Source organism: Azospirillum tabaci, from assembly GCF_014596085.1.
Lineage (GTDB): Bacteria > Pseudomonadota > Alphaproteobacteria > Azospirillales > Azospirillaceae > Azospirillum > Azospirillum tabaci.
On the sequence record NZ_JACCJY010000019.1, the window covers coordinates 81,892 to 101,382 of the forward strand.

General features: G+C 69.2%; 20 protein-coding genes. 4 read left to right on the forward strand and 16 right to left on the reverse strand.

Going from position 1 to position 19,491, the window contains the following annotated elements:
* Positions 1-38: 38 nt before the first annotated feature.
* The 10 genes from H0B54_RS17715 to H0B54_RS17760 form a co-directional block, all read right to left on the reverse strand.
* A complete protein-coding gene (locus H0B54_RS17715) occupies positions 39-761 on the reverse strand; it encodes a sugar transferase (protein ID WP_246472585.1) in 723 nt (240 codons plus the stop codon).
* Positions 762-935: 174 nt separating this feature from the next.
* A complete protein-coding gene (gene hypE, locus H0B54_RS17720; RefSeq protein WP_188261414.1) occupies positions 936-1,982 on the reverse strand; it encodes a hydrogenase expression/formation protein HypE in 1,047 nt (348 codons plus the stop codon).
* Between the two features lie 15 nt (positions 1,983-1,997).
* On the reverse strand, positions 1,998-2,234 hold the full coding sequence (locus H0B54_RS17725; protein ID WP_188261415.1) for a HypC/HybG/HupF family hydrogenase formation chaperone: 237 nt from the start codon (positions 2,232-2,234) through the stop codon (positions 1,998-2,000).
* Positions 2,207-4,522, reverse strand: a complete 2,316-nt coding sequence (gene hypF / locus H0B54_RS17730) for a carbamoyltransferase HypF (protein ID WP_188261416.1) — start codon at positions 4,520-4,522, stop codon at positions 2,207-2,209. Before hypF ends, H0B54_RS17725 begins: the two co-directional genes overlap by 28 nt.
* The gene (locus tag H0B54_RS17735) at positions 4,519-5,130 is read right to left on the reverse strand and encodes a LysE family translocator (protein ID WP_188261417.1); all 612 of its coding nucleotides are present in this window, start codon (positions 5,128-5,130) and stop codon (positions 4,519-4,521) included. The genes hypF and H0B54_RS17735 overlap by 4 nt, the downstream gene beginning before the upstream one ends.
* Positions 5,127-6,044 (reverse strand): hydrogenase nickel incorporation protein HypB, encoded by a 918-nt coding sequence (gene hypB / locus H0B54_RS17740; RefSeq protein ID WP_188261418.1) that lies wholly within the window; start codon positions 6,042-6,044, stop codon positions 5,127-5,129. The genes H0B54_RS17735 and hypB overlap by 4 nt, the downstream gene beginning before the upstream one ends.
* Positions 6,044-6,385 (reverse strand): hydrogenase maturation nickel metallochaperone HypA, encoded by a 342-nt coding sequence (hypA, locus tag H0B54_RS17745; protein WP_188261419.1) that lies wholly within the window; start codon positions 6,383-6,385, stop codon positions 6,044-6,046. Before hypA ends, hypB begins: the two co-directional genes overlap by 1 nt.
* A 3-nt stretch (positions 6,386-6,388) precedes the next feature.
* A complete protein-coding gene (locus H0B54_RS17750) occupies positions 6,389-7,558 on the reverse strand; it encodes a nickel-dependent hydrogenase large subunit (RefSeq protein ID WP_188261420.1) in 1,170 nt (389 codons plus the stop codon).
* The gene (gene hybE / locus H0B54_RS29880) at positions 7,555-8,256 is read right to left on the reverse strand and encodes a [NiFe]-hydrogenase assembly chaperone HybE (RefSeq protein ID WP_188261421.1); all 702 of its coding nucleotides are present in this window, start codon (positions 8,254-8,256) and stop codon (positions 7,555-7,557) included. Before hybE ends, H0B54_RS17750 begins: the two co-directional genes overlap by 4 nt.
* A complete protein-coding gene (locus tag H0B54_RS17760; protein ID WP_188261422.1) occupies positions 8,253-8,525 on the reverse strand; it encodes a HypC/HybG/HupF family hydrogenase formation chaperone in 273 nt (90 codons plus the stop codon). The genes hybE and H0B54_RS17760 overlap by 4 nt, the downstream gene beginning before the upstream one ends.
* 235 nt (positions 8,526-8,760) lie before the next feature.
* Here H0B54_RS17760 and H0B54_RS17765 point away from each other — a divergent pair, with 235 nt between their 5' ends.
* From H0B54_RS17765 to H0B54_RS17775, 3 genes are all read left to right on the forward strand, one after another.
* Positions 8,761-9,363 (forward strand): HupE/UreJ family protein, encoded by a 603-nt coding sequence (locus H0B54_RS17765; RefSeq protein ID WP_188261423.1) that lies wholly within the window; start codon positions 8,761-8,763, stop codon positions 9,361-9,363.
* Between the two features lie 346 nt (positions 9,364-9,709).
* Entirely contained in the window at positions 9,710-9,949 is a 240-nt protein-coding gene (locus tag H0B54_RS17770; protein WP_246472586.1) for a hypothetical protein, read from the forward strand.
* Between the two features lie 179 nt (positions 9,950-10,128).
* Positions 10,129-11,133, forward strand: a complete 1,005-nt coding sequence (locus H0B54_RS17775) for an MBL fold metallo-hydrolase (RefSeq protein WP_188261424.1) — start codon at positions 10,129-10,131, stop codon at positions 11,131-11,133.
* A gap of 19 nt (positions 11,134-11,152) precedes the next feature.
* Here H0B54_RS17775 and H0B54_RS17780 read toward each other — a convergent pair whose 3' ends face one another.
* From H0B54_RS17780 to H0B54_RS17805, 6 genes are all read right to left on the reverse strand, one after another.
* Complete coding sequence (locus H0B54_RS17780; RefSeq protein WP_246472587.1) at positions 11,153-11,638, reverse strand: HyaD/HybD family hydrogenase maturation endopeptidase; 486 nt, start codon at positions 11,636-11,638, stop codon at positions 11,153-11,155.
* 153 nt (positions 11,639-11,791) lie between these two features.
* Positions 11,792-13,495, reverse strand: coding sequence for a nickel-dependent hydrogenase large subunit (locus H0B54_RS17785; protein ID WP_188261425.1), 1,704 nt, complete (start codon positions 13,493-13,495; stop codon positions 11,792-11,794).
* 18 nt (positions 13,496-13,513) lie between these two features.
* On the reverse strand, positions 13,514-14,668 hold the full coding sequence (gene hybB / locus H0B54_RS17790) for a Ni/Fe-hydrogenase cytochrome b subunit (protein ID WP_188261426.1): 1,155 nt from the start codon (positions 14,666-14,668) through the stop codon (positions 13,514-13,516).
* A gap of 12 nt (positions 14,669-14,680) precedes the next feature.
* Positions 14,681-15,766: a hydrogenase 2 operon protein HybA gene (gene hybA, locus H0B54_RS17795; protein WP_246472588.1), complete on the reverse strand. Its 1,086-nt coding sequence runs from the start codon at positions 15,764-15,766 to the stop codon at positions 14,681-14,683.
* Between the two features lie 9 nt (positions 15,767-15,775).
* Positions 15,776-16,939, reverse strand: a complete 1,164-nt coding sequence (locus H0B54_RS17800; protein WP_188261427.1) for a hydrogenase small subunit — start codon at positions 16,937-16,939, stop codon at positions 15,776-15,778.
* A 319-nt stretch (positions 16,940-17,258) separates the two neighbouring features.
* Positions 17,259-18,950 carry a methyl-accepting chemotaxis protein gene (locus H0B54_RS17805; RefSeq protein WP_188261428.1) on the reverse strand — a complete coding sequence of 564 codons (1,692 nt, stop codon included), beginning with the start codon at positions 18,948-18,950 and terminating at the stop codon, positions 17,259-17,261.
* A gap of 243 nt (positions 18,951-19,193) precedes the next feature.
* Here H0B54_RS17805 and H0B54_RS17810 point away from each other — a divergent pair, with 243 nt between their 5' ends.
* Entirely contained in the window at positions 19,194-19,442 is a 249-nt protein-coding gene (locus H0B54_RS17810; RefSeq protein ID WP_246472589.1) for a hypothetical protein, read from the forward strand.
* The last annotated feature ends 49 nt before the right edge of the window (positions 19,443-19,491 follow it).

The following is a 19,491-nucleotide window of genomic DNA, read 5'->3' on the forward strand; positions in this document are numbered from 1 at the left end:
CCGGGCGGGGAAGGGCGGCGGCGCGGGGATTCTACGCCTTAATAGGCACCTTTTCCGCTGAGCATCACGCCGACCGTGCGCAGCAGGATGCGGATGTCGCCCCACAGGCTCCAGCCCAGCAGATAGGCGGTGTCGAGCTGGACGCGCCGCCCATAGTCCACGTCGTTGCGGCCGCTGACCTGCCACAGCCCGGTCAGTCCGGGGCGGCAGCGGGTGTAGAAGGGGAAGCAGACGTGATAGCGCGCCACCTCCTCCTGCACGATGGGGCGCGGGCCGACCAGACTCATATCGCCGGTCAGAACATTGAAGAGCTGCGGCAGCTCGTCCAGGCTGGTGCGGCGCAGGAATCGGCCGATCCAGGTGATGCGGGGATCGTTGCGCAGCTTGCGCGTGGCCTCCCATTCCGCGCGGGCCTCGGCGTCGGACTCGATCAGCTTCTCGAAGACCTCCGGCGCGTTGACCACCATGGAGCGGAACTTCCAGCAGGTGAAGTCCCGCCCCTCCGTCCCGATGCGCCGATGGCCGAACACCGCGGGGCCACCGTCCAGCGTGATGAGAAGCCCGACGATCAGCATCAGCGGCCCGAAGAACAGGATCAACCCGACCGCCCCCACGAGGTCGAAGGCCCGTTTCACCCGGTTGCGGTGCAGCGGTGCCGTGGCCGGCAAGCGCGCGACCAGTTCCGCGGCGGACGCCGTGCCGGCGAGCGTCGCCGGCTCCAGCGGTGCGGCACCCAACTGGATGGACTGCGGAATACCCATCGATCCCCCGTACTCACAATTCGGCTGGCGGAAACACGACCGCCTTCCGAGGGAGGCAACGCGCGGGGCGCGTCCGGGGTCCCCCGGCCGGGCCGATCCGCCGCAGTTCCATCGCGGTACGCCGGGTGGTGGGTGTGGAGCCGGCGGGGTGCCTCTTTCGGCGGAAGCGGGGGCTCAGCAGATACGGGGAAGCTGCTCGCCGGACAGCCAGTCGACGATGCGCTTGCCGCCGAAGCGGGTCTCCATCTGAACGAAACGGTGGGTGTCCTCGACCACCTTGCCGACGACCGCGGACTCGGCACCCAGGGGATGGGCGCGCATGGCCGCCAGCAGGCGCTCGGCGTCCTCCGCCGCGCAGATGGCGATCAGCTTGCCCTCGTTGGCGACGTAGAGCGGGTCGAGCCCCAGGAGTTCGCAGGCCGCCGCGACCTCCGCCTTCAGCGGAATGTCGGCCTCGCGCAGCAGCATGCCGACTCCCGACTGGTGAGCGATCTCGTTCAGCGTCGTCGCCAGACCGCCGCGGGTCGGGTCGCGCAGGACATGGACGTCCGGCACCGCCGCGACCATGCCGGCCACCAGCCCGTGCAGCGCGGCGCTGTCCGACCGGATGTCCGTCTCGAAGCTCAAATTCTCGCGGGTGGACATGATGGCGACGCCGTGGTCGCCCATGGTGCCGCTGACCAGGATCGCGTCGCCGGGCCGCGCCCGGTCGCCGGACGGGGCGACGCCGGGGGGCACCACGCCGATGCCGGTGGTGGTGATGAAGACGCCGTCGCCCTTGCCGCGCTCCACCACCTTGGTGTCGCCGGTCACGATGGACACGCCGGCCTCACGCGCGGCGCCTGCCATGCTGTCCACCAGCCGCTTCAGGTCGGCCAGCGGGAAGCCTTCCTCCAGGATGAAGCCGGCGGTCAGATAGAGCGGCACCGCGCCGGCCATGGCGACGTCGTTGACCGTGCCGTGCACGGCCAGCGAGCCGATGTCGCCGCCGGGAAAGAACAGGGGCGAGACGACGAAGCCATCGGTCGTCACCACCATGCGCCCGGCGGGAGGGTCGAAGGCCGCCTGGTCGTTGTCCTGGTCGAGCAGCGGGTTGGCGAAGGCCGCGGCGAACAGCTCCCGCACCAGCTGGGCCATGGCCTTGCCGCCCGATCCGTGGCTCATGTCCACGGTGCCGCGGGCGAGGTCGAGCTTGCGGGTGAAGAGGCGGCGGTCGGTCATGGCGGGGTCCGGAATTCAGGCGGCGTCGGAGGCGGGGAGGGTGCCGGTTTCGGCGAGCAGGGCCAGCGTGCGCTCCGCCTCCTCCGGGTCGAGCTTGGACAGGGCGTAGCCGACATGGACGATCACATAGTCGCCCACCTCCACCCCCTCGACCAGCGCCAGGGAGCAGGCGACCTTCACCCCGCCCAGGCTGACGGTGGCGCGGTCGTCCGCCAGAAGCTCGATCACGCGGGCGGGGACGGCGAGGCACATCGGAGTGGTCCTTCCTGAAGCAAACTCTGCATGGCGACCCAGGCCTGTCCCAGGCTGAGCCCGCCGTCGTTGACCGGTGCCCGGCGTGGCAGCAGCGCGGTGACGCCGCGCGCCGCGAAGCCGGCGGTCAACCCCTCCGCCAGAACGGCGTTCATCAGGCAGCCGCCGGACAGGGCGATGCGGTCGAGGCCGTGCGCCGCCAATTCCGGCATGGCCCAATCGACCAGCGCCGCGGCCAGGGTGCCATGGAACCGGTCGGCCCCCTCCTGCGCATTGATCTGCAACAAATTCTCCAGCAGGGGGGTGAGGTCCAGAACGCCGCCGTCGATCCGCCAGCCACCCTTCAGCACCGTGGGGCGGCGAACCAGCGATTCCAGGGCCATCGGCGCCTCGCCCTCGAAGCCGGCGACGGCGCGAACCCCCAGCAGACCGCAGGCGGCGTCGAACCAGCGCCCGCAGGAAGTGGTGGGCGGCGTATTGACGCCGGCTTCGATCATCCGCCGCACGCCGTCGGCCGGGCCGCAGGCGGCGAAGCGCCCGGCGATCTCCGCGCCGCGCCCCATGCGGGCCAGCGCCGCCGCTCCCATGCGCCAGGGCTGGCGCGCCGCCACGTCGCCGCCCGGCTGGGCCAGCGGCGCCAGATGGCCGAGGCGGGTGAAGCCGGCGCCCTCCACCAGCAGCATCTCCCCACCCCAGGACCCGCCGTCCGACCCCAGCCCGAACCCGTCCAGCGCCAGTCCGAGCGCCGGGCCGTCCACGCCGTGTTCGGCCAGGGCCGCCGCGATGTGGGCGTGGTGATGCTGCACCGGCCGTGTCGGGAGGCCGAGCGATTCGGCGAAGCGCGTGCCTTGAAAGTCGGGGTGAAGGTCATGGGCGACGGCCACCGGCTCCACCGCCAGGATGCGGCGCAGATGGGCGACGCTCTCCTCCAGAAACTCCAGCGTCGCGGCGTTGTCGAGGTCGCCGATGTGCTGACTGAGGAAGGCTTCGTTCCCACGGGTCAGGCAGACGGTGGCCTTCAGATGCCCGCCCACCGCCAGCACCGGCGGTCCGGGGCGCGGCAGGCGGATGAACACCGGCACATGGCCGCGCCCCCGCCGTAGAAAAGCGGGGGCGCCCGCCACCACCCGCATCACGCTGTCGTCGGCGCGGATCAGGATGTCGCGGTCGTGGTCGACGATCAGGTCGGCGATGCCGTCCAGCCGTCGCCGCGCCTCGTCGTTGCCGATGGCGAGCGGCTCGCCGCCGGGGTTGGCGGAGGTCATGACCAGGGCGAGGTCCTGCGGCCGCTCCAGCCACTCCGTGCCGTCCGGCCGCTCGGCGGCCTCGTGGAACAGCAGATGATGGATCGGCGTGTAGGGCAGCATGACGCCCAGCCAGGCGAGACCGGGGGCGATGGCGTCGGGAAGTGTCCGGGAGGGAGACGCTTGCCCCCTCCCTAACCCTCCCCCGCTTCGCAGGGGAGGGGATTCACGCCGCCGCAACAGCACCACCGGCCGTGCCGTCCCCTCCAGCAACGCCCGCTCCGCCGCCCCCACCTCCACGAACCGTTCCGCGGAGGCGACGTTGGCGACCATCAGGGCGAAAGGCTTGCCGTTGCGTTGCTTGCGCGCGCGCAGCCGCTCCACCGCCGCCGCGTCGAACGCGTCGCAGGCGAGGTGGAAGCCGCCCAGCCCCTTGATCGCGACGATCTTGCCGCCGCGTAGCGCGGCCAGCACCTCTTCGATGGAGTGGGACAGGCGCGGGCCGCAGGCCGGGCAAGCGGTCGGTTGGGCGTGGAAGCGGCGGTCGGCGGGGTCGGCGTATTCGGCGGCGCAGTCCGGGCAGAGGGTAAAGCCCGCCATGGCGGTCTGCGGCCGGTCGTAGGGCAGGGCGCGCGTGATGGTGAAGCGCGGGCCGCAATGGGTGCAGTTCAGGAAGGGATAGCGGTAGCGCCGGTCCTTCGGATCGAACAGTTCGGCCAGACAGGCCGGGCAGACGGCGGAGTCGGGGGCGACCCCGGTGGTCACCGCGCCGCGCCGCGAAGCCAGAATGGTGAAGCCCGCCTCGTCGGGGCGGATGGGGCAGTCTTCCGTTTCGATGGCGTCGATCCGCGACAGCGGCGGAGCTTCTTCCGTCAGCACGGCCAGGAGGCGCTCCAGGCCATCGCCCTGCAACTCCGCCAGCACGCCGTCCCCGTCGTTCAGCACCCAGCCGGTCAGGGCGAAACGGTGCGCCAAGCCGTGCAGAAAAGGCCGGAAGCCGACCCCCTGCACCTGCCCGCGGACGCGGAGGCGAAGCCGGATCACCGCGCGGCGACCGCCACGCCCGCGCCGATCATCAACGTGCCGGCGCCCTGGTTCAGCGCCTTCATGGCCCGTTCGCTGCGGAACAGGTGACGGGCACGCGACGCCGCCATGGCGTAGGTCAGCAGGACGGCGCTCAACACACCCACCACGATGCCAGCCATCAGCACGGCGTCGGTGGCGGAGACGCGGGTCAGGTCCACGAAGGCCGGGAGGAAGGCCATGTAGAACAGGATGGTCTTCGGGTTGGAGAGGGTCAGGGCCAGACCGCTGGCGAAGCCCCGCAACTGGGCGCCCTCGGCCGCCGGCAGGTCTCCGCTGAGGACGACGGGCGCGCGCCAGGTGCGGATGCCCAGCCAGATCAGATAGCCGGCGGCGGCGAAGCGCAGCAGGGTGAACAGGCCCTCGAAGGCGTGGGCGACGGCGGCCAGCCCGCCGAGGGCGAGCGCCAGCAGCACGAGGTCGCCCACCACCATCCCGCCGAGAAAGCCCAGATTGCGCCGCCAGCCCAGGGCCAGGGAGCGGGCGACCACGGCGAAGATGCCGGGGCCGGGCGTGGCCATGAAATACAGGCAGGCCCCGGCCATCAGGAGGAAGTCGGCTGGGCTCATGCGCCGCGTCCCGCCGCCGCCTTCGCAAGCCCTTCCTCGATCCAGCCGTACCACGCCTCCAACCCCTGGCCGGCGGTCGCGGAAACCTCGATCACGCGCAGACCGGGCTTCAACTGGCGGGCGTAGGCGATCATGCGCGCCACGTCGAAGGTCAGGTGCGGCAACAGATCGACCTTGTTGACCAGGAGCAGGTCGGCGCCGGCGAACATCGCCGGGTATTTCAGGGGCTTGTCCTCCCCTTCCGTCACCGAGAGCACGACGACCTTGTGCGCCTCGCCGAGATCGAAGCCGGCCGGGCAGACGAGGTTGCCGACATTCTCGATGAACAGGACGCTGCCCGTCTCCACCGGCAGGCGGCCCACCGCCTGGGTGACCATCTGGGCGTCGAGATGGCAACCCTTGCCGGTGTTGACCTGGATGGCCGGCGTGCCGGTGGCGCGGATGCGGTCGGCATCGAAGGAGGTCTGCTGGTCGCCCTCGATCACCGCCATCGCGAAGCGCCCCTTCAGGTCGGTCAGCGTGCGGGTCAGCAGGGTCGTCTTGCCCGAACCGGGGCTGGACATCAGGTTCAGCACGAACACGCCCTTCGCCGCGAACAACTGGCGGTTCACCGCGGCGAAGCTGTCGTTCTTGGCAAGGATGTCCTGTTCGATGGCGACCAGCCGGGTCTGCGACAGGCCCGGCACCTCCGTCCCCGCCGGGCCGCGCCCGAGGTCGATGATGCCGTGGTCGTGCTCATCATCGTGGGCATGATCGTGATCGTGCGTGTGCCGGTAGACCTTGCCGTCCGGGCCGACATGCTCGTGGCTATGGTCGTGATGATGATGGTCATGACCATGATGGTGATGGTGGCCGTGCGCGTGGCCGGCTTCGATTTTCGTTTCGCCTTCGGCGCAACCGCAGACCGTGCACATCACTCCACCTCCAGTTCCTTGACGCGCATTTCCTCGCCGCCGGTCACCATGAGCTGGTGGCCGCCGCATTCCGGGCAGGGGTCCGACCGCTCGGGCAGCGGGACCGGCTTCTCGCAGGACAGGCAGAAGGCCTGACCCGGCGGGCGCTCGATGTCCAGGACGGCGCCCTCCGCGATGGTGCCGCGGCTGACCGCGTCGAAGCCGAAGGCGATGGCCTCCGGTTCGACATGGGACAGGGTGCCGATGACCAGCCGCACCGTTTTCACCTTCGTGAAGCCCTGGACCGCGGCCTGATCGCGGACCACGTCGATGATGCCTTGGCTGAGCGCCAACTCGTGCATCGGTCAATCCTCGTCCTGAATCGTGACGACGCAGGCAACACAGGGATCGAGCGCCGCCACCAGCAAGGCCGTGCGCTCGGCCAGAGCGCCGTCGGCCTCGACACCGGCCAAGCCCTGGGCCAGCGGACCATCCGCAGCGAAGTTCCACTCGGTCGGCGCCACGATTCGGTAATCCGCGATGCGACCATCCTCAAGCCGCAGCCAGTGGGCGAGGCGCCCGCGGGCCGTTTCGACGACACCGCTTCCCGCGCCGTGCCGCGCGGTGCCGGTGCCTGGAGCCGGCTCGGCGTCGGTGAGGCGGTCCGCCCGGGATGCCAAGCGCTCCGCCAGTCCCGCCAGCTCCACGAGCCGGGCGGCGCCATGAGCGGCGAGGCCCGAGCCGTGCCGGGCCAGCAGAGCGGCGACCAGCGGATGCGCGGCCTGGCGGGCCAGCGGGCCGGTGTGGGCCGGGGCGCCGTCCTGCCGGGGAAGCCCGGAAAATGCCGCGTCGGCGGACAGTTGCTCCCCGAACCATTCTGCCGGATGCGGAGCCAGCGCCGACACGCCGCAGGCGCCGAAGCCCGCCATGTCCGGCGCCAGGAGGCGATGCATCAGCCGGGCCGCGGACGTCCCCCCCGTGCTGGCCCAGCGCTCCAGCCCCGCCACGTCGACGGGGGCAGGGGTGGCGAACACGGCGCGTTCCAGCCCGTCGCGCAGGATCGCGATGGCGGTGGCCAGGGCGGTGCGGTCGGGCCGCAGCGAGCCGCCGCCGGGCCGCAGCCCGTCGCGGGCCGGGTAGAGCGCGGGATGGATCGCCGCCGCCGCGGCGCGCAGGCCCACCAGTGCCTTGGGTTGCGGCGCCTCGCCCAGCCGTGCCGGCCAGTCCATCAGGACTTGCCACGCGTGGTTCGTCGCGGCTTCCGCGTCGGCCAGCAGGGCGCGGGCGGCGTCGTGGGGGCGGGTGTCAAGGCCGAGCGCATCCTCGAGAGCCTCAAGCGCGGCCAACGACTGGGCGGTTCCACACAGGCTGAACAGCAGCGGCACGAGGCGCATCGCCTCCTCGGGCGTGCGTCCGCACAGCGCCCGGGCGGCCGCGGGACGGCGGACCTGCACCGACGCGGCGCGCACCCGCCCCTGTGCGGTTTCCAGTCGCACCGACACGCTGCCTTCCGGCCCGGCGCCCGTCCCGCTCATCGGCGCCCGCCCCCGAACAGGGAACGGCGGGACAGGGCGGGCTTCGCCGCATCCGCGTCGCTCGGGGCCGGCTGACCGGACTGCGACGCCGGTTGCGGCGCCCGCATCAGATGGCCGAGCGCCAGAACGGCGGCGGCGCGGGCATCCTGTTGATCGGCGAACACGTTCATGGCCGAGGCGAGCGGGATCACCGTCAGCGTTCCCAGAACGCCCACCCGCGCCGCGGTGAAGCGGTAGGCGCCGGAGGGCAGGGCGATCTCCACCTTGTCGCCGTCGCGCCGGTCCGCCCACAAGGCGGGATCGCGCGGGATCAGCACGGCGTTCAGGAACCAGGGGGCGATGACGCAGCCGATCCAGCCCGGCCCATAGGGGCTGAACCCCAACGCCTCCACCGACAGGGCGGCGTTGCAGATGGGAATGCCGGCCATGTCGCGTTCCGCGATCAGGCGGTAGCTGGCGGTCAGAGCGGCAACACGCGCATCCATAGGACTGGCGCCCGGCGAAGCCGCGACGGTGAAGCCATGCTGCGGGCCGCCGCAACCCGGACAGCGCCAATAGTCCGGCAGGCCGCCGAAGGGCGTTCCCGGCGGCACCTCCCGCCCCGGATCGCCCGCCACCGGGTCGTAGACCGCGCCGCAGGACCCGCAGGCGGGACGCGCGTCGACGGCGAAGCCCGCCTCGGGGCCGCCGGCGGTCACACGTCCACCTTTCCCATGAGATCGGCGAACAGGTGGTCCACATTCTCCCCCTTCGCGGCCAGCAGGATGGCGTCCAGCGCGCGGTTCAGCGGTTCCACCTCCTCGACCTCCAACGGGCGGACGGCGCGGTCGAGATGGACCAGGACCCAGCCGCCTTCCGGAACCTCCTCGATCAGCATGACGTTGACGCGCCGCTCCTCCCCCCGGCCGGCGCAACGCGCGGTGAAGCCGTCGGTCTCCAGGATCTGCATCGGAATGCCGAGACACATGCGCGCATCCTCGCACGGGGAAGCCAGTCGTCCTGACTCGATCGGTGTAACTGCGGCATCTTGACCGGGGGTTGAATCCGCACATTGATGTGCGTCAAACATGCGGTCCGGCGTAATTTCCTAGCGCTCCGCCATTTCCAATCGGAACGGTTCTGCTAAAGTGGCGACCGCTTCGCGCGCGATGGGGTAGGGGTCGGTCGTGCGCCGCTCAACGATACAGCAGGGGTTTTCACGGATGAAACGTTTCGCTCTCGCGTCGGCCACCGCGGCGGCGGCTCTGGCCGCGCTGCCCAACGCGGCGCTCGCCCACACCTTCGGCGCCCACGACGCCGGGCTCGTCCATGGGTTCCTGCACCCGATCGGTGGTTGGGATCACCTGCTGGCGATGGTCGCCGTTGGCCTGTGGGCCGCGCAGCGCGGCGGCAATGCCCTGTGGGCGCTGCCGACGGCCTTCGTCGGCGCGATGATCGGCGGCGGCCTGCTGGGTCTGGCCGGCATCGACCTGCCGCAGGTCGAACTTGGCATCGTCCTGTCCGTGGTCGCCCTGGGCGCCCTGATCGCCCTGCAGTCCCGCCTGCCGCTGCTCGCCTCCGCCGGTGTGGTCGCCCTGTTCGCCGTGTTCCACGGTCACGCCCACGGCGCCGAGATGCCGGAGGCGGCGGAGCCGCTGCTCTACGGCCTGGGCTTCGCCCTATCCACCGCGCTGCTGCACGGTGCCGGCATCGGCGCCGCCCTGTCGCTGCGCCGTCTGGTGGAGGACCGCAAGGGCGCCCTGGCGCTGCGCGGCACGGGTGCCGTGGTCGGTCTGGCCGGCGTGGCGCTGCTCGCCCTGGGCTGATCGCCTGAAGGACGGAAGGGGCGGGTGGCAAGAAGCCCGATCCAAAGGAAGGCCCGGCGAGACGGTTCGCCGGGCTTTTTTTGTGCGGTTTCTCGAAAGTCCCGCAAAAATCTGTTCGTTTCTGGCGTTTTTCCTGGCCACGAACCGAATATTTAAAGCTGCCCTTCTTAGTCAGTGACCAGTCAGGGGTCGTGTGTCGCCGATGATGCCGCCGACCTTCGCCAGCCTGCGCAAAGCCCTGCCAGCCCGGCGACAGCCTCGTGCCGGGCGTGGAGTCGGCGGCCTACGGCCACACGCCGGGACACAGCGGCTCTCTGTTCCGCTCGAAGGGGCAGAGCATCCGGCTGTGGGGCGACACCGTGCACAGCCACGCCTTTCCGTTCGTCCGGAGGTCGTCATCGAGTTCGACGTCGACAAGGAGGAGACCATCGCCTCGCGCCGGCGGCGGCTGGCCGAGGCGGCGGCGCAGAAGCTGTGGGGCGGCGGTGCGCATCTGCCCTTCCCCGGCATTGGCCATGTCCGCGCCGAAGGGGACGGCTACGCCTGGGTTCCCATTGGGTTCGGCCCGATCCGCAGCGACCGCTGAGCGGCCCGATTCGGCGTCCAGGCTCGGCGGGTCGCCTCGCCGAGCCGCTTCCGCGTTTGTCCCGGCGACGAAAATCCGAAGCGAATCCAGTTGCTTGGCGCATTCCTCCCGGGACGCTTCCCCGGCGCGTCCAGGACGGCCATGCTGGGCGCCGACCGTCCTGAAGGGGAACCACGCCGATGACACCGCCGACCTTCGCCACCCTGCGCAACGCCCTGCTCGCCCTGGCCGTCGCTCTTCCTGCCGGTGCCGTCCTGGCCTCTGCGGCGCCGGCCCTGGCCGAGGTGCCGGGCCAGCAGCGGACCCAGGCGCCGGGCTTCTACCGCATGGCCATCGGAGACTTCGAGGTCACTGCGCTGTATGACGGCTTCATCGACCTCGACCGCAAGATCCTCAGCGGCGCCAGCGCCGACGACATCCAAAGCCTGCTCGCCCGGATGTTCCTGGCCGACACGCCGGGCGTACAGACGGCGGTGAACGCCTATCTGGTGCACACCGGCACGAACCTCGTCCTGGTGGACACCGGGACGGCCAAGGCCTTCGGCCCGGCGCTGGGCTTCATCGCCGACAACCTTCGCGCCGCCGGCTACAACCCGGAACAGGTCGACACGGTTCTGCTGACCCACCTGCACCCAGACCACGCCAACGGCCTGCTGCGTCCGGACGGCGCCATGCTGTTCCCCAACGCCACGGTCCATGTCGCCAAGGCCGACGCCGACTTCTGGCTGAGCGAGGAGGTGGCGGCCAAGGCCCCGGCGGACAGCCAGCCCTTCTTCGCCATGGCCCGCGCCGCGGTGGCCCCTTACGCCGCGGCGGGCAAGCTGAAGCCGTACCAGCCCGGCGACAGCCTCGTTCCCGGCGTGGAGTCGGTGGCGGCCTACGGCCACACGCCGGGGCACAGCGGCTATCTCTTCACGTTCGGGGAGCGCAGCATCCTGATGTGGGGCGACGTCGTGCACAGCCACTCCGTGCAGTTCGCCCGCCCAGAGGTCGTCATCGAGTTCGACGCCGACAAGGAGCAGGCCATCGCCTCCCGCAAGAAGATCTTCGCCGACGCTGCGGCGCAGAAGCTGTGGGTGGCCGGCGCCCATTTGCCCTTCCCCGGCATCGGCCATGTCCGCACCGAAGGCAAGGGCTACGCCTGGGTCCCGGTGGAGTTCGGCCCGATCCGCGCCGACCGCTGAGAAGCGGAGACCGCCACGCTCAGGGTCTGGGCGTGGCGGTGACCCCGAGGCGGGCCAGTTCCTCGACGATCATCGTCACCATCCGCGGGATCACCGCCTCGATCTCCGGCGACATAATCAGGCCGGTGCCCAGCGCCATCGGCACGCAGCCGACCACGGTCACGCTCTCCGGCGCCTCGTCCTGCAGACGCAGCGAGGCCAGCAGGTCGCTGAGGCCGAGCTGGTGGGGCGACAGCTTGCCCTTGAAATAGGCCGGCACCTCGTCGCCGCGCAGCACGGTCAGGCTGGCCGGCGGCGCACCGGTCTTCACCGCGTCCACCGCGATCAGATGCTTGTGGCTGGCGATCAGGTCCAGCATGTCCATGCCGCAGGTGCCGCCGTCCACCACGCTGACATGGTCGGGCACGCTCCAGGCGGCGTCGAACGCCTCCATGGCGCGCACGCCCACCCCTTCGTCCATCAGAAGGATGTTGCCGAGGCCGAGGACGAGGATGGGCATGGGCATGGGACGCGCGCTCCGTTCGTAGATTTTGAAACAGAAGGATGAAGCGGGACCGGCGCCGGGCGCCGTGAACTGGATCAATCGACCTGCATGGCTGATGCGAAAAGCCCCTCCTCCGCGGGGAAGAGGGGCTTTCGGCCGATCAGAAGGCTTGGATCAAACGACCTTCACCTGATAGTGCGACTTGGTTTCCGTGTCGGTCAGGTGCACGGCGCAGGCCAGGCACGGGTCGAAGCTGTGCAGGGTGCGGATGATCTCCAGCGGCTGGTCGGCGACCGCCACCGGGTTGTCGAGCAATGCCGCCTCGTAGGCCGAGATGTTCCCGTCCTCGTCGCGCGGGCCGGCGTTCCAGGTGGTTGGCACGACCGCCTGATAGTTCTTGATCTTGCCGTTTTCGATCACGACCCAGTGCGAGAGCATGCCGCGCGGCGCCTCGTGGAAGCCGAAGCCGCGGATCTCGCCCTTCGGGAACACCGGCTTGTTGAAGGTCTTGGTGTCGCCCTTCGCGATGTTCTCCATCAGCAGCGTCCACTGGTTCTGCAACTCCTCGTGCAGGACCACGCAGCGCACCGCGCGGGCGGCGTGGCGCCCGATGGTGGAGTGCAGCGCGTCGACGCCCACCTTGCTGCCGAGATGGCCCGACACCGCGTCGAGCACCGCGTTGACCCAGAACTGCGTGCGCTGGTGGCCCGAGGCGTACATGCCCAGCACGTTGGCCAGCGGGCCGACCTGGGCGCGCTTGTCGTAGAAGGTCGGCGACTTGATCCAGCTGTACTTGCCGTCGTCCTGCCAGTCCGTGAAGTTCGGGATCGTCTCGCCGTCGTAGGGGTGCAGGGGACCCTTGCCGCCCTGATACCAGGAATGCTTCACGCTCTCCTTCACGCCCTTCTCGAAATAGGGGTCGTGGAAGTCCTTGATCGGGGTGAACTTGGCGAGGTCGCCGCCGTCGATGTAGCCGGCAGGCAGGGCGAAGACGGTGCCCTTGGTGTCCAGCGGCATGTCCGGGATGGACAGATAGTTCACCACGCCGCGGCCATACTGCGTCCAGTCAGCGTAGAAGGCGCCGATGGCCGCCACGTCGGGGATGTAGACCTGGGTGATGAAATCGCCCACCTCGTCGATCAGCTGCTTGATGTACATCAGCTTTTCGAGCGTCAGCGTGGACTGGCTGTCCATGTTGATCGGGTTGGTGACGCCGCCCACCGCCATGTTCTGGATGTGCGGGGTCTTGGAGCCGAGGATCGCCACGACCTTGTTCATGCGCCGCTGGTAGTCGAGCGCCTGGAGATAGTGCGCCGCCGCCATCAGGTTGGCTTCCGGCGTCAGCTTCATCGCCGGATGGCCCCAGTAGCCCGAGCCGAAGATGCCGAGCTGGCCGGAGTTGATGAAGGCCTGCAGCTTCTTCTGGGCGGTGGCGAACTCCTGTGTGCTGTTCCGCGGCCAGCCGGAGATTGACTGGGCCAGCTTGGCGGTCGCCGCCGGGTCGGCCTTCAGCGCCGAGACGATGTCCACGAAGTCGAGCGCGGACAGGTGATAGAAGTGGACGATGTGATCGTGGACGTTGTGGGCGCCCTGGATCATGTTGCGGATGTATTGGGCGTTGAGCGGCACCTCCAGCTTCAGCGCGTTTTCCACCGCGCGGACGGAGGTGATGGCGTGCACGGTGGTGCAGACGCCGCAGATGCGCTGGGCGAAGACCCAGGCGTCGCGCGGGTCCTTGCCCTGAAGGATCAGCTCGATGCCGCGCCACATCTGGCCCGACGCCCAGGCCTTGGTGACCTTGCCGCCGTCCACTTCGCAATCGACCCGCAGGTGACCCTCGATGCGGGTGACCGGATCAACAACAACTCGCTGAGCCATAATGAAACTCTCCTAAACTCAGCCGTGCTCGGGATGGACGGCGTGCATGACGGGCAGCTTCTTCACGAAGAGGAGATACAGCGCGATCTCCAGCGCGAAGACGCCGACGGTGACCATGATTTCCTTGACCGAGGGGAAGTAGTGCCAAGGGCCGACCGCCGGCGTGAAGCCGATGAGATAGACGTTCAGGCGGTAGAGGATGCCCGCCGCCAGCAGAAGCGAGGCCGACAGGAACAGCGCCCGCGACCGGTTGCGGTTGGCCTTGGGGATCAGCAGCGCGAGGCCGGAGATCATCAGGACCATCTCCACCACGAACCAGCCGGACTGCGGACCGCCGAAGATCTGGCCGATCTGGCCGCGCACGATCAGGTCGACGAAGCGCAGCACGACGAACAGCGAGGCGACGACCAGCATCAGCCCCGCCAGCTTCGACAGCACCGGCGTTTCCATCGGGCGGCGGAAGTTCAGCGAGGCCATCACCGACTCCCACACCACGATGGCGAAGCCCATCAGGATGGCGGTCAGCAGGAAGAAGACCGGCAGCATTTGCGACTGCCACAGCGGCGACAGCTTGTGCCCGACGATGACCATCATGGTGCCGAGCGACGACTGGTGCATCGTCGGCAGCAGCACGCCCAGCGCGATGAAGACCCACAGCACCTTGTTCAGCTTGGCGCGCAGCCCCTCGATGCCGAAGCGCTCCAGGAAGGCGGGGGCGAACTCCACCACCAGCACCAGCGTGTAGGTCGCCACGCACAGGCCGACCTCCAGCATTACCGAGTTCGGCTGCGCGTACCACGGTAGCATCATGTGGTAGAAGTTCCAGTAGCGGCCGAGATCAACCAGCACCGCCAGACCGGCGAGGCCGTAGCCGAACAGGCTGGCCAGCACCGCCGGGCGGACCAGCGGGTGGTACTCGCCGCGGTTCAGGATGTAGCAGAGCAGCGCGATGACATAGCCGGCGCAGCCGAAGGCCGAACCGATCACCACGTCGATGGCGACCCAGATGCCCCAGGGATAGCCGTCGTTCAGGTTCGACGCGGCGGCCAGACCCTGCGTGTAGCGCTGGAACAGGATGACGCCGGCGACGGCGACCAGCGCGGCGCAGATCAGGAAGGGAAGGGTGAGGACCCGGCCACCGAGCGGTTGATGCTCATGAGCTTGCGAAGACATGGCGTGGCCCCCTCACTCGTCGGTGTGGTTCTTGGTGTTGCGGTGCGCCAGATAGGCGAGACCGGCGAACACCGTGGCGGGGGCGATCATGCCCGCGTAGAGCGTGTGCTGGATGCCTTCCGACAGGGTCGGATAGCCGTTCTCCGGCACATTGGTGGGCAGGTTCAGCTTGTCGAACGGTACGGCGGACACCGCGAGGCACTGGGTGCCGCCCAGCTCCTTCTCGCCGTAGATGTGCGGCTGATAGGCCGCTTCCACCAGCTTCTCATGGCCGTCGCGCGGGCCGCCGACCTTGCCGGCGATGTCGCCGCGCGGGAAGTGCGCGTGTTCGCCCACCTTCAGCGCGGTGCGGCGCTTGGCCTCCGCCTTGAGGTCCTCCGTACGGCCGAACAGCGTCGCCCCGGTGGGGCAGACGTCCGCGCAGCCCGGAAGCTCGTTCTTGGCGAGCTGCTGCTTGCAGAGCTGGCACTTTTTGATCTCGCCGAAGGCGTCGTTGTAGTCGTACTTCGGCACGCCGAACGGGCAGGACAGCACGCAGTAGCGGCAGCCGATGCAGGCGCTCGGGTCGTGGTTGACGATGCCGGTCCTGGTGTCCTTGGTCATCGCCGACACCGGGCAGACCGACACGCAGGACGGATCGGCGCAGTGCAGGCACTGCCGCTTGATGAAGGCGAAGCCGTTCTCCGCCGCGTCCTTGGTGGCGCCGGTGCCGTGGCTGTAGGCCTTGATGACGTTCAGCGTCCTGGCCGACAGCTCCACCGGGCTGTCGTAGATCGGCTTGTCGCCGCCCCCGGCGTTCCAGCCCTGCTGGGCCGGGCCGACGTCGGGCGGCATGTGGTTGACCTCCTTGCAGGCGGTCACGCAGGCCTTGCAGCCGATGCACAGCGTGCTGTCGTAGAGCAGGCCGACCGCGTCGGGCGGCAGCGGCTTGGGCGGGCGGACCAGCGCGTTGGCCTCCGGTGGGGCGGCGACCATGGTGGTGCAGGCCGCGGCGGCGGCGGCCGCGCTGCCCTTGACCGCGTTCCGCAGGAAGCCGCGCCGTGAGACCGATGTCTCGTTCTTCGACATCATGTTCTTTGACATCATGTTTTTCGACATGGCGTCACCTCACTCGGCGGCGGTGGAGGAGGATTCGGTCTTCGCGTCCTGCTTGCCGAGCCGGCTGGAGATGACGGCGCCGGCGCCGACCGCCGCGCCGGCGATGCCGGCGACCACCGCCGCGGCGCCGGCGGACATGCCCTCGCCCTTGTCCACGGCGACCGCCGGGTAGCTGTTCGGCGGCGCCACCGACTTCAGCGAGGCCAGCTCATGGATGCCCTTGGTGAAGCCGACGCCCTTCTCGGTGCAGCCGAAGCAGGGATGGCCGGTGCCGACCGGCCAGGTGCCCTGGCCGACGTCGTTGAAGCCGACGGACGGACAGTTCGCGTAGGTCTCCGGCCCCTTGCAGCCGAGCTTGTAGAGACAGTAGCCCTGGCGGTGGCCGTAGTCGCCGAACTCCATGGCGAAGCGCCCGGCGTCGAAATGCGGGCGGCGCTCGCAGTTCTCGTGGATCAGCCGGCCGTAGGCGAACTTCGGGCGCATCTTGTCGTCCAACTCCGGCAGCTTGCCGAAGGCGACGAAATGCAGGACCAGCGAGAGGAAATTGTAGGGGTTCGGCGGGCAGCCGGGGACGGAGACGACCGGCTTGTCCTTGATGATCTCGTTCAGGCCGACGGCCCCCGTGGGGTTTACACCGGTCGACGGCCAGCCGCCCCAGGAGGAGCAGGAGCCCATGGAGATGACCGCGGCGGCGCCCTTGGCGCACTCCAGCACGGCATCCTTGTAGGTCTTGCTGGCGACCTTGCAGTAGACGCCCCCGTCCTTCGTCGGGATGGAGCCGTCGGTGACCATCAGGTACTTGCCCCAATTGTCCTTCATCGCCTGCTGTTTCCAGTTCTCGGCCTGGTGGCCGGAACCGGTCATCAGCGTCTCGTTGTAGTCGAGCGAGATGGTGTCGAGGATCAGCGTCTCGAGCGACGGGTGGTGGGTGCGCAGCAGCGATTCGGTGCAGCCGGTGCAGGCCTGGCCCGACAGCCAGATCACCGTCGGACGCGGCGCCGCCACGGCGGCGTTGGCGATCTTCACGCCGAAGGCGGGGGACAGGCCCAGCGTGGCGGCCACGCCCGTGCAGTAGGTCAGGAATTCCCGGCGGGACAGGCCGGCCAGCGCACCCTCATACTCGTCGAGATCGCCGATGTGCTCGGCGTCGAGATCCACATGTCCATCGGGCATGACTTTCCCCCAAAGACCCTTTTGCATTGATCCGCTGGCCGCCCGTTTGCCGGACGCCGGATGCGCAGCACGCCACGGCGCGTCCTGGGGAACCCGAGGCGGGAAACCCACGGCGCGGCGTAATCCCTATCGATTGTAGGGGTATTTGGGCGCGAAACGCTCGCCGGCATTGCACCAGTTTCGAAGCTGGCGCGGCATTGATCTACATCAAAAGGGGTAATCGGCGGGTAAGCTTCGAACGCTTGGGGCGCGTCAGTGGAAAGGATGCGTCGGGAAAAGCCTCCTCCCCGGCACAAAGTCCGGGGAGGAGGGGGAAGGGTCAGACCGCCTTCATCTGGCGGGTGAAGTCGTCCACGTCGGTTTGCAGGGTGCGCGCATGGACCGACAGACCCTTGGCGGCGCTCAGCAGGCCACCGGCGGCCTCGCCGGTGTGGTCGGCGGACTGCGACACGCCGGAGATGGTCGAGGAAACCTCCTGCGTGCCGATCGCCGCCTCCTGCACGTTGCGGGCGATCTCCTGGGTGGCGGAGCCCTGCTGCTCCACCGCGGCGGCGACGTTGGTGCTGATGTCGCTGATCCGCTCGATGGTGCCGACGATGCCACTGATCGCGCCGACCGCCTGCTGGGTCTCGCTCTGGATGGCGACGATCTGGGCGGAAATCTCCTCGGTGGCGCGGGCGGTCTGGTTGGCGAGGCTCTTCACCTCCTGCGCCACCACGGCGAAGCCCTTGCCCGCCTCGCCGGCGCGGGCCGCCTCGATGGTGGCGTTCAGCGCCAGCAGGTTGGTCTGGCTGGCGATCTCGGTGATGAGGTTGACCACCGCGCCGATCTTCTCCGCCGCCTGGGCGAGGCCCTGGATGGTGCTGTTGGTGCGCTGGGCCTCGCGCTCCGCCTCGCTGGCGATGCGGGCGGCCTCGCCGAGGCGCTGGCTGATCGAACCGATGGAGGTGGACAGCTCCTCGGTCGCCGCCGCCACGGTCTGGACGTTGCCGGTGGCCTGCTCCGCCGCCGCGGCGACGGTCGAGCTGCGGCGCGAGGCGTCGGCGGCGGAATGGGTCAGCGACTCGGCGCTGCTGCGGATGTTGTCGGCCTCACCGTTCAGGGTGCGGCACAGCCCCTCGATCTTCTGGGTGAAGCCGTGGGTCAGGGCCTCCAGCCGTTCCTGCCGCTGGCGGCGCACGTCGATCTCGCGGCGCTCCTGCTCGGCCAGATTGTTGGCGCGCCGCAGCCCGTCGCGGAAGACCAGCACGGCTTCCGCCATGTCGCCGACCTCGTCGCCCTGACCGGTGCCGGGCACCTCGGCCGCGGTGTTGCCGGCGGCGATGGTCTTCATCGCGGCGGTCATGCGGGCGATGGGGCGCGCGATCATGTCGCGGGCGACCAGAACGGCCAGCAGGACGCCGAAAAGCACGCCGCCGACGCCGATGGCGAGCATCAGGGTGGTCCAATGCTGACGGGCCGACACCAATTCGTTGTGCAGGCGGTCGATCATGCCGTCCTGATCGGCGCTGAGCGCTTGGATCGCGCCGTTGAGCGCCTGGCGGTTGCTGCGGTTGGCGTCGTTGTCGCCGTAGGTGCGGGCTTCCACGGCGCCCTTCTCGCGGGCGAGGCGCACCAGTTCCGTGCGGAAGCGGATGAACTCCTCGGCCTTCGCCGCCACCGGGGCCAGCGCGGCCTGCCCCTCCGCCGGGGTGAGGCGCTTCAGGGTGCCGAGCCGCTCGCCGAGGGTGTTCAGGCTGTCCAGCAGGGGCTTGCCGAACTTGTCCACCTCGGCCCGGTCGCGGGCCATGTAGACGCCGCGCGAGTCCATGACGACGGCCAGGACGAGGCCGTTGAGCTGCTCGCCCAGCACCTGCCGGTCCGACGCGCGTTCGATGGCCTCGGACTTGCCGGCCAGATCCTGCATGGCGGCCAGACCCATCAGGCCGGTCACCGCGGCCACCGCCGCCTGCAGCCCCACGAGAAGATAGACCTTCGGTCCGATCTTTAGATTCTTAAGCGCTTTCAACATTTTGGACGCCCCCATTGCGGCGGTCTTGGGCCGCCTCTGTGCATGACGATAATGAGGTGCCCATTGGTTTCCGAAGCGTTAAATCGTTCTATGACACGTTGACGCGTCACCATTGGAGCGGAACTAGGCAAAGCGCACATTGCGTTTTGAGCGAACTAATTTTTTGGGAATACTGAAGGTTCCGGCGTGTTTGTCTTCATGGGAGCGCAACGCGTCGGAACAGGCTGGTGGATCATGAAGCCCATGACAGCCATCATTGGAAGTTTCGCTCAATTCTTCGTTGCCGCTCTGTTTCTGATGTTGACGGCTTGCGGAGACGAAGGGGGGACCCGCTGGGCGGATTACGGCGTCGGCTATGGTGGAAGCGGGCCGGTCTACTCGCTGGGCAATGGCCTTCCGGCCTACCGGCTGGAGCCGCGCACCTATTGGAACTACCCGGACTACCGCGGCACCGGACCGGTGATCGAACTGGCAAGTCGCCCGGGTGACTGAGCGCGCAATTGATGTTACGGAAAATACGATTGAAGGGTCCCGTCCGGCC

Excerpts from the sequence above, each read along its gene's own strand:
- hypB (WP_188261418.1), bottom strand. The coding sequence starts at position 6,044 with ATGTGCACGGTCTGCGGTTGCGCCGAAGGCGAAACGAAAATCGAAGCC.
- H0B54_RS17750 (WP_188261420.1), bottom strand. The coding sequence starts at position 7,558 with ATGAGCGGGACGGGCGCCGGGCCGGAAGGCAGCGTGTCGGTGCGACTG.
- H0B54_RS17760 (WP_188261422.1), bottom strand. The coding sequence starts at position 8,525 with ATGTGTCTCGGCATTCCGATGCAGATCCTGGAGACCGACGGCTTCACC.
- hypE (WP_188261414.1), bottom strand. The coding sequence starts at position 1,982 with ATGACCGACCGCCGCCTCTTCACCCGCAAGCTCGACCTCGCCCGCGGC.
- H0B54_RS17800 (WP_188261427.1), bottom strand. The coding sequence starts at position 16,939 with ATGCCCGATGGACATGTGGATCTCGACGCCGAGCACATCGGCGATCTC.
- hypA (WP_188261419.1), bottom strand. The coding sequence starts at position 6,385 with ATGCACGAGTTGGCGCTCAGCCAAGGCATCATCGACGTGGTCCGCGAT.
- H0B54_RS17805 (WP_188261428.1), bottom strand. The coding sequence starts at position 18,950 with ATGTTGAAAGCGCTTAAGAATCTAAAGATCGGACCGAAGGTCTATCTT.
- H0B54_RS17785 (WP_188261425.1), bottom strand. The coding sequence starts at position 13,495 with ATGGCTCAGCGAGTTGTTGTTGATCCGGTCACCCGCATCGAGGGTCAC.
- H0B54_RS17735 (WP_188261417.1), bottom strand. The coding sequence starts at position 5,130 with ATGAGCCCAGCCGACTTCCTCCTGATGGCCGGGGCCTGCCTGTATTTC.
- H0B54_RS17725 (WP_188261415.1), bottom strand. The coding sequence starts at position 2,234 with ATGTGCCTCGCCGTCCCCGCCCGCGTGATCGAGCTTCTGGCGGACGAC.
- H0B54_RS17780 (WP_246472587.1), bottom strand. The coding sequence starts at position 11,638 with ATGCCCATGCCCATCCTCGTCCTCGGCCTCGGCAACATCCTTCTGATG.
- H0B54_RS17775 (WP_188261424.1), top strand. The coding sequence starts at position 10,129 with ATGACACCGCCGACCTTCGCCACCCTGCGCAACGCCCTGCTCGCCCTG.
- H0B54_RS17765 (WP_188261423.1), top strand. The coding sequence starts at position 8,761 with ATGAAACGTTTCGCTCTCGCGTCGGCCACCGCGGCGGCGGCTCTGGCC.
- hybB (WP_188261426.1), bottom strand. The coding sequence starts at position 14,668 with ATGTCTTCGCAAGCTCATGAGCATCAACCGCTCGGTGGCCGGGTCCTC.
- H0B54_RS17810 (WP_246472589.1), top strand. The coding sequence starts at position 19,194 with ATGACAGCCATCATTGGAAGTTTCGCTCAATTCTTCGTTGCCGCTCTG.
- H0B54_RS17715 (WP_246472585.1), bottom strand. The coding sequence starts at position 761 with ATGGGTATTCCGCAGTCCATCCAGTTGGGTGCCGCACCGCTGGAGCCG.
- hybA (WP_246472588.1), bottom strand. The coding sequence starts at position 15,766 with ATGTCGAAAAACATGATGTCAAAGAACATGATGTCGAAGAACGAGACA.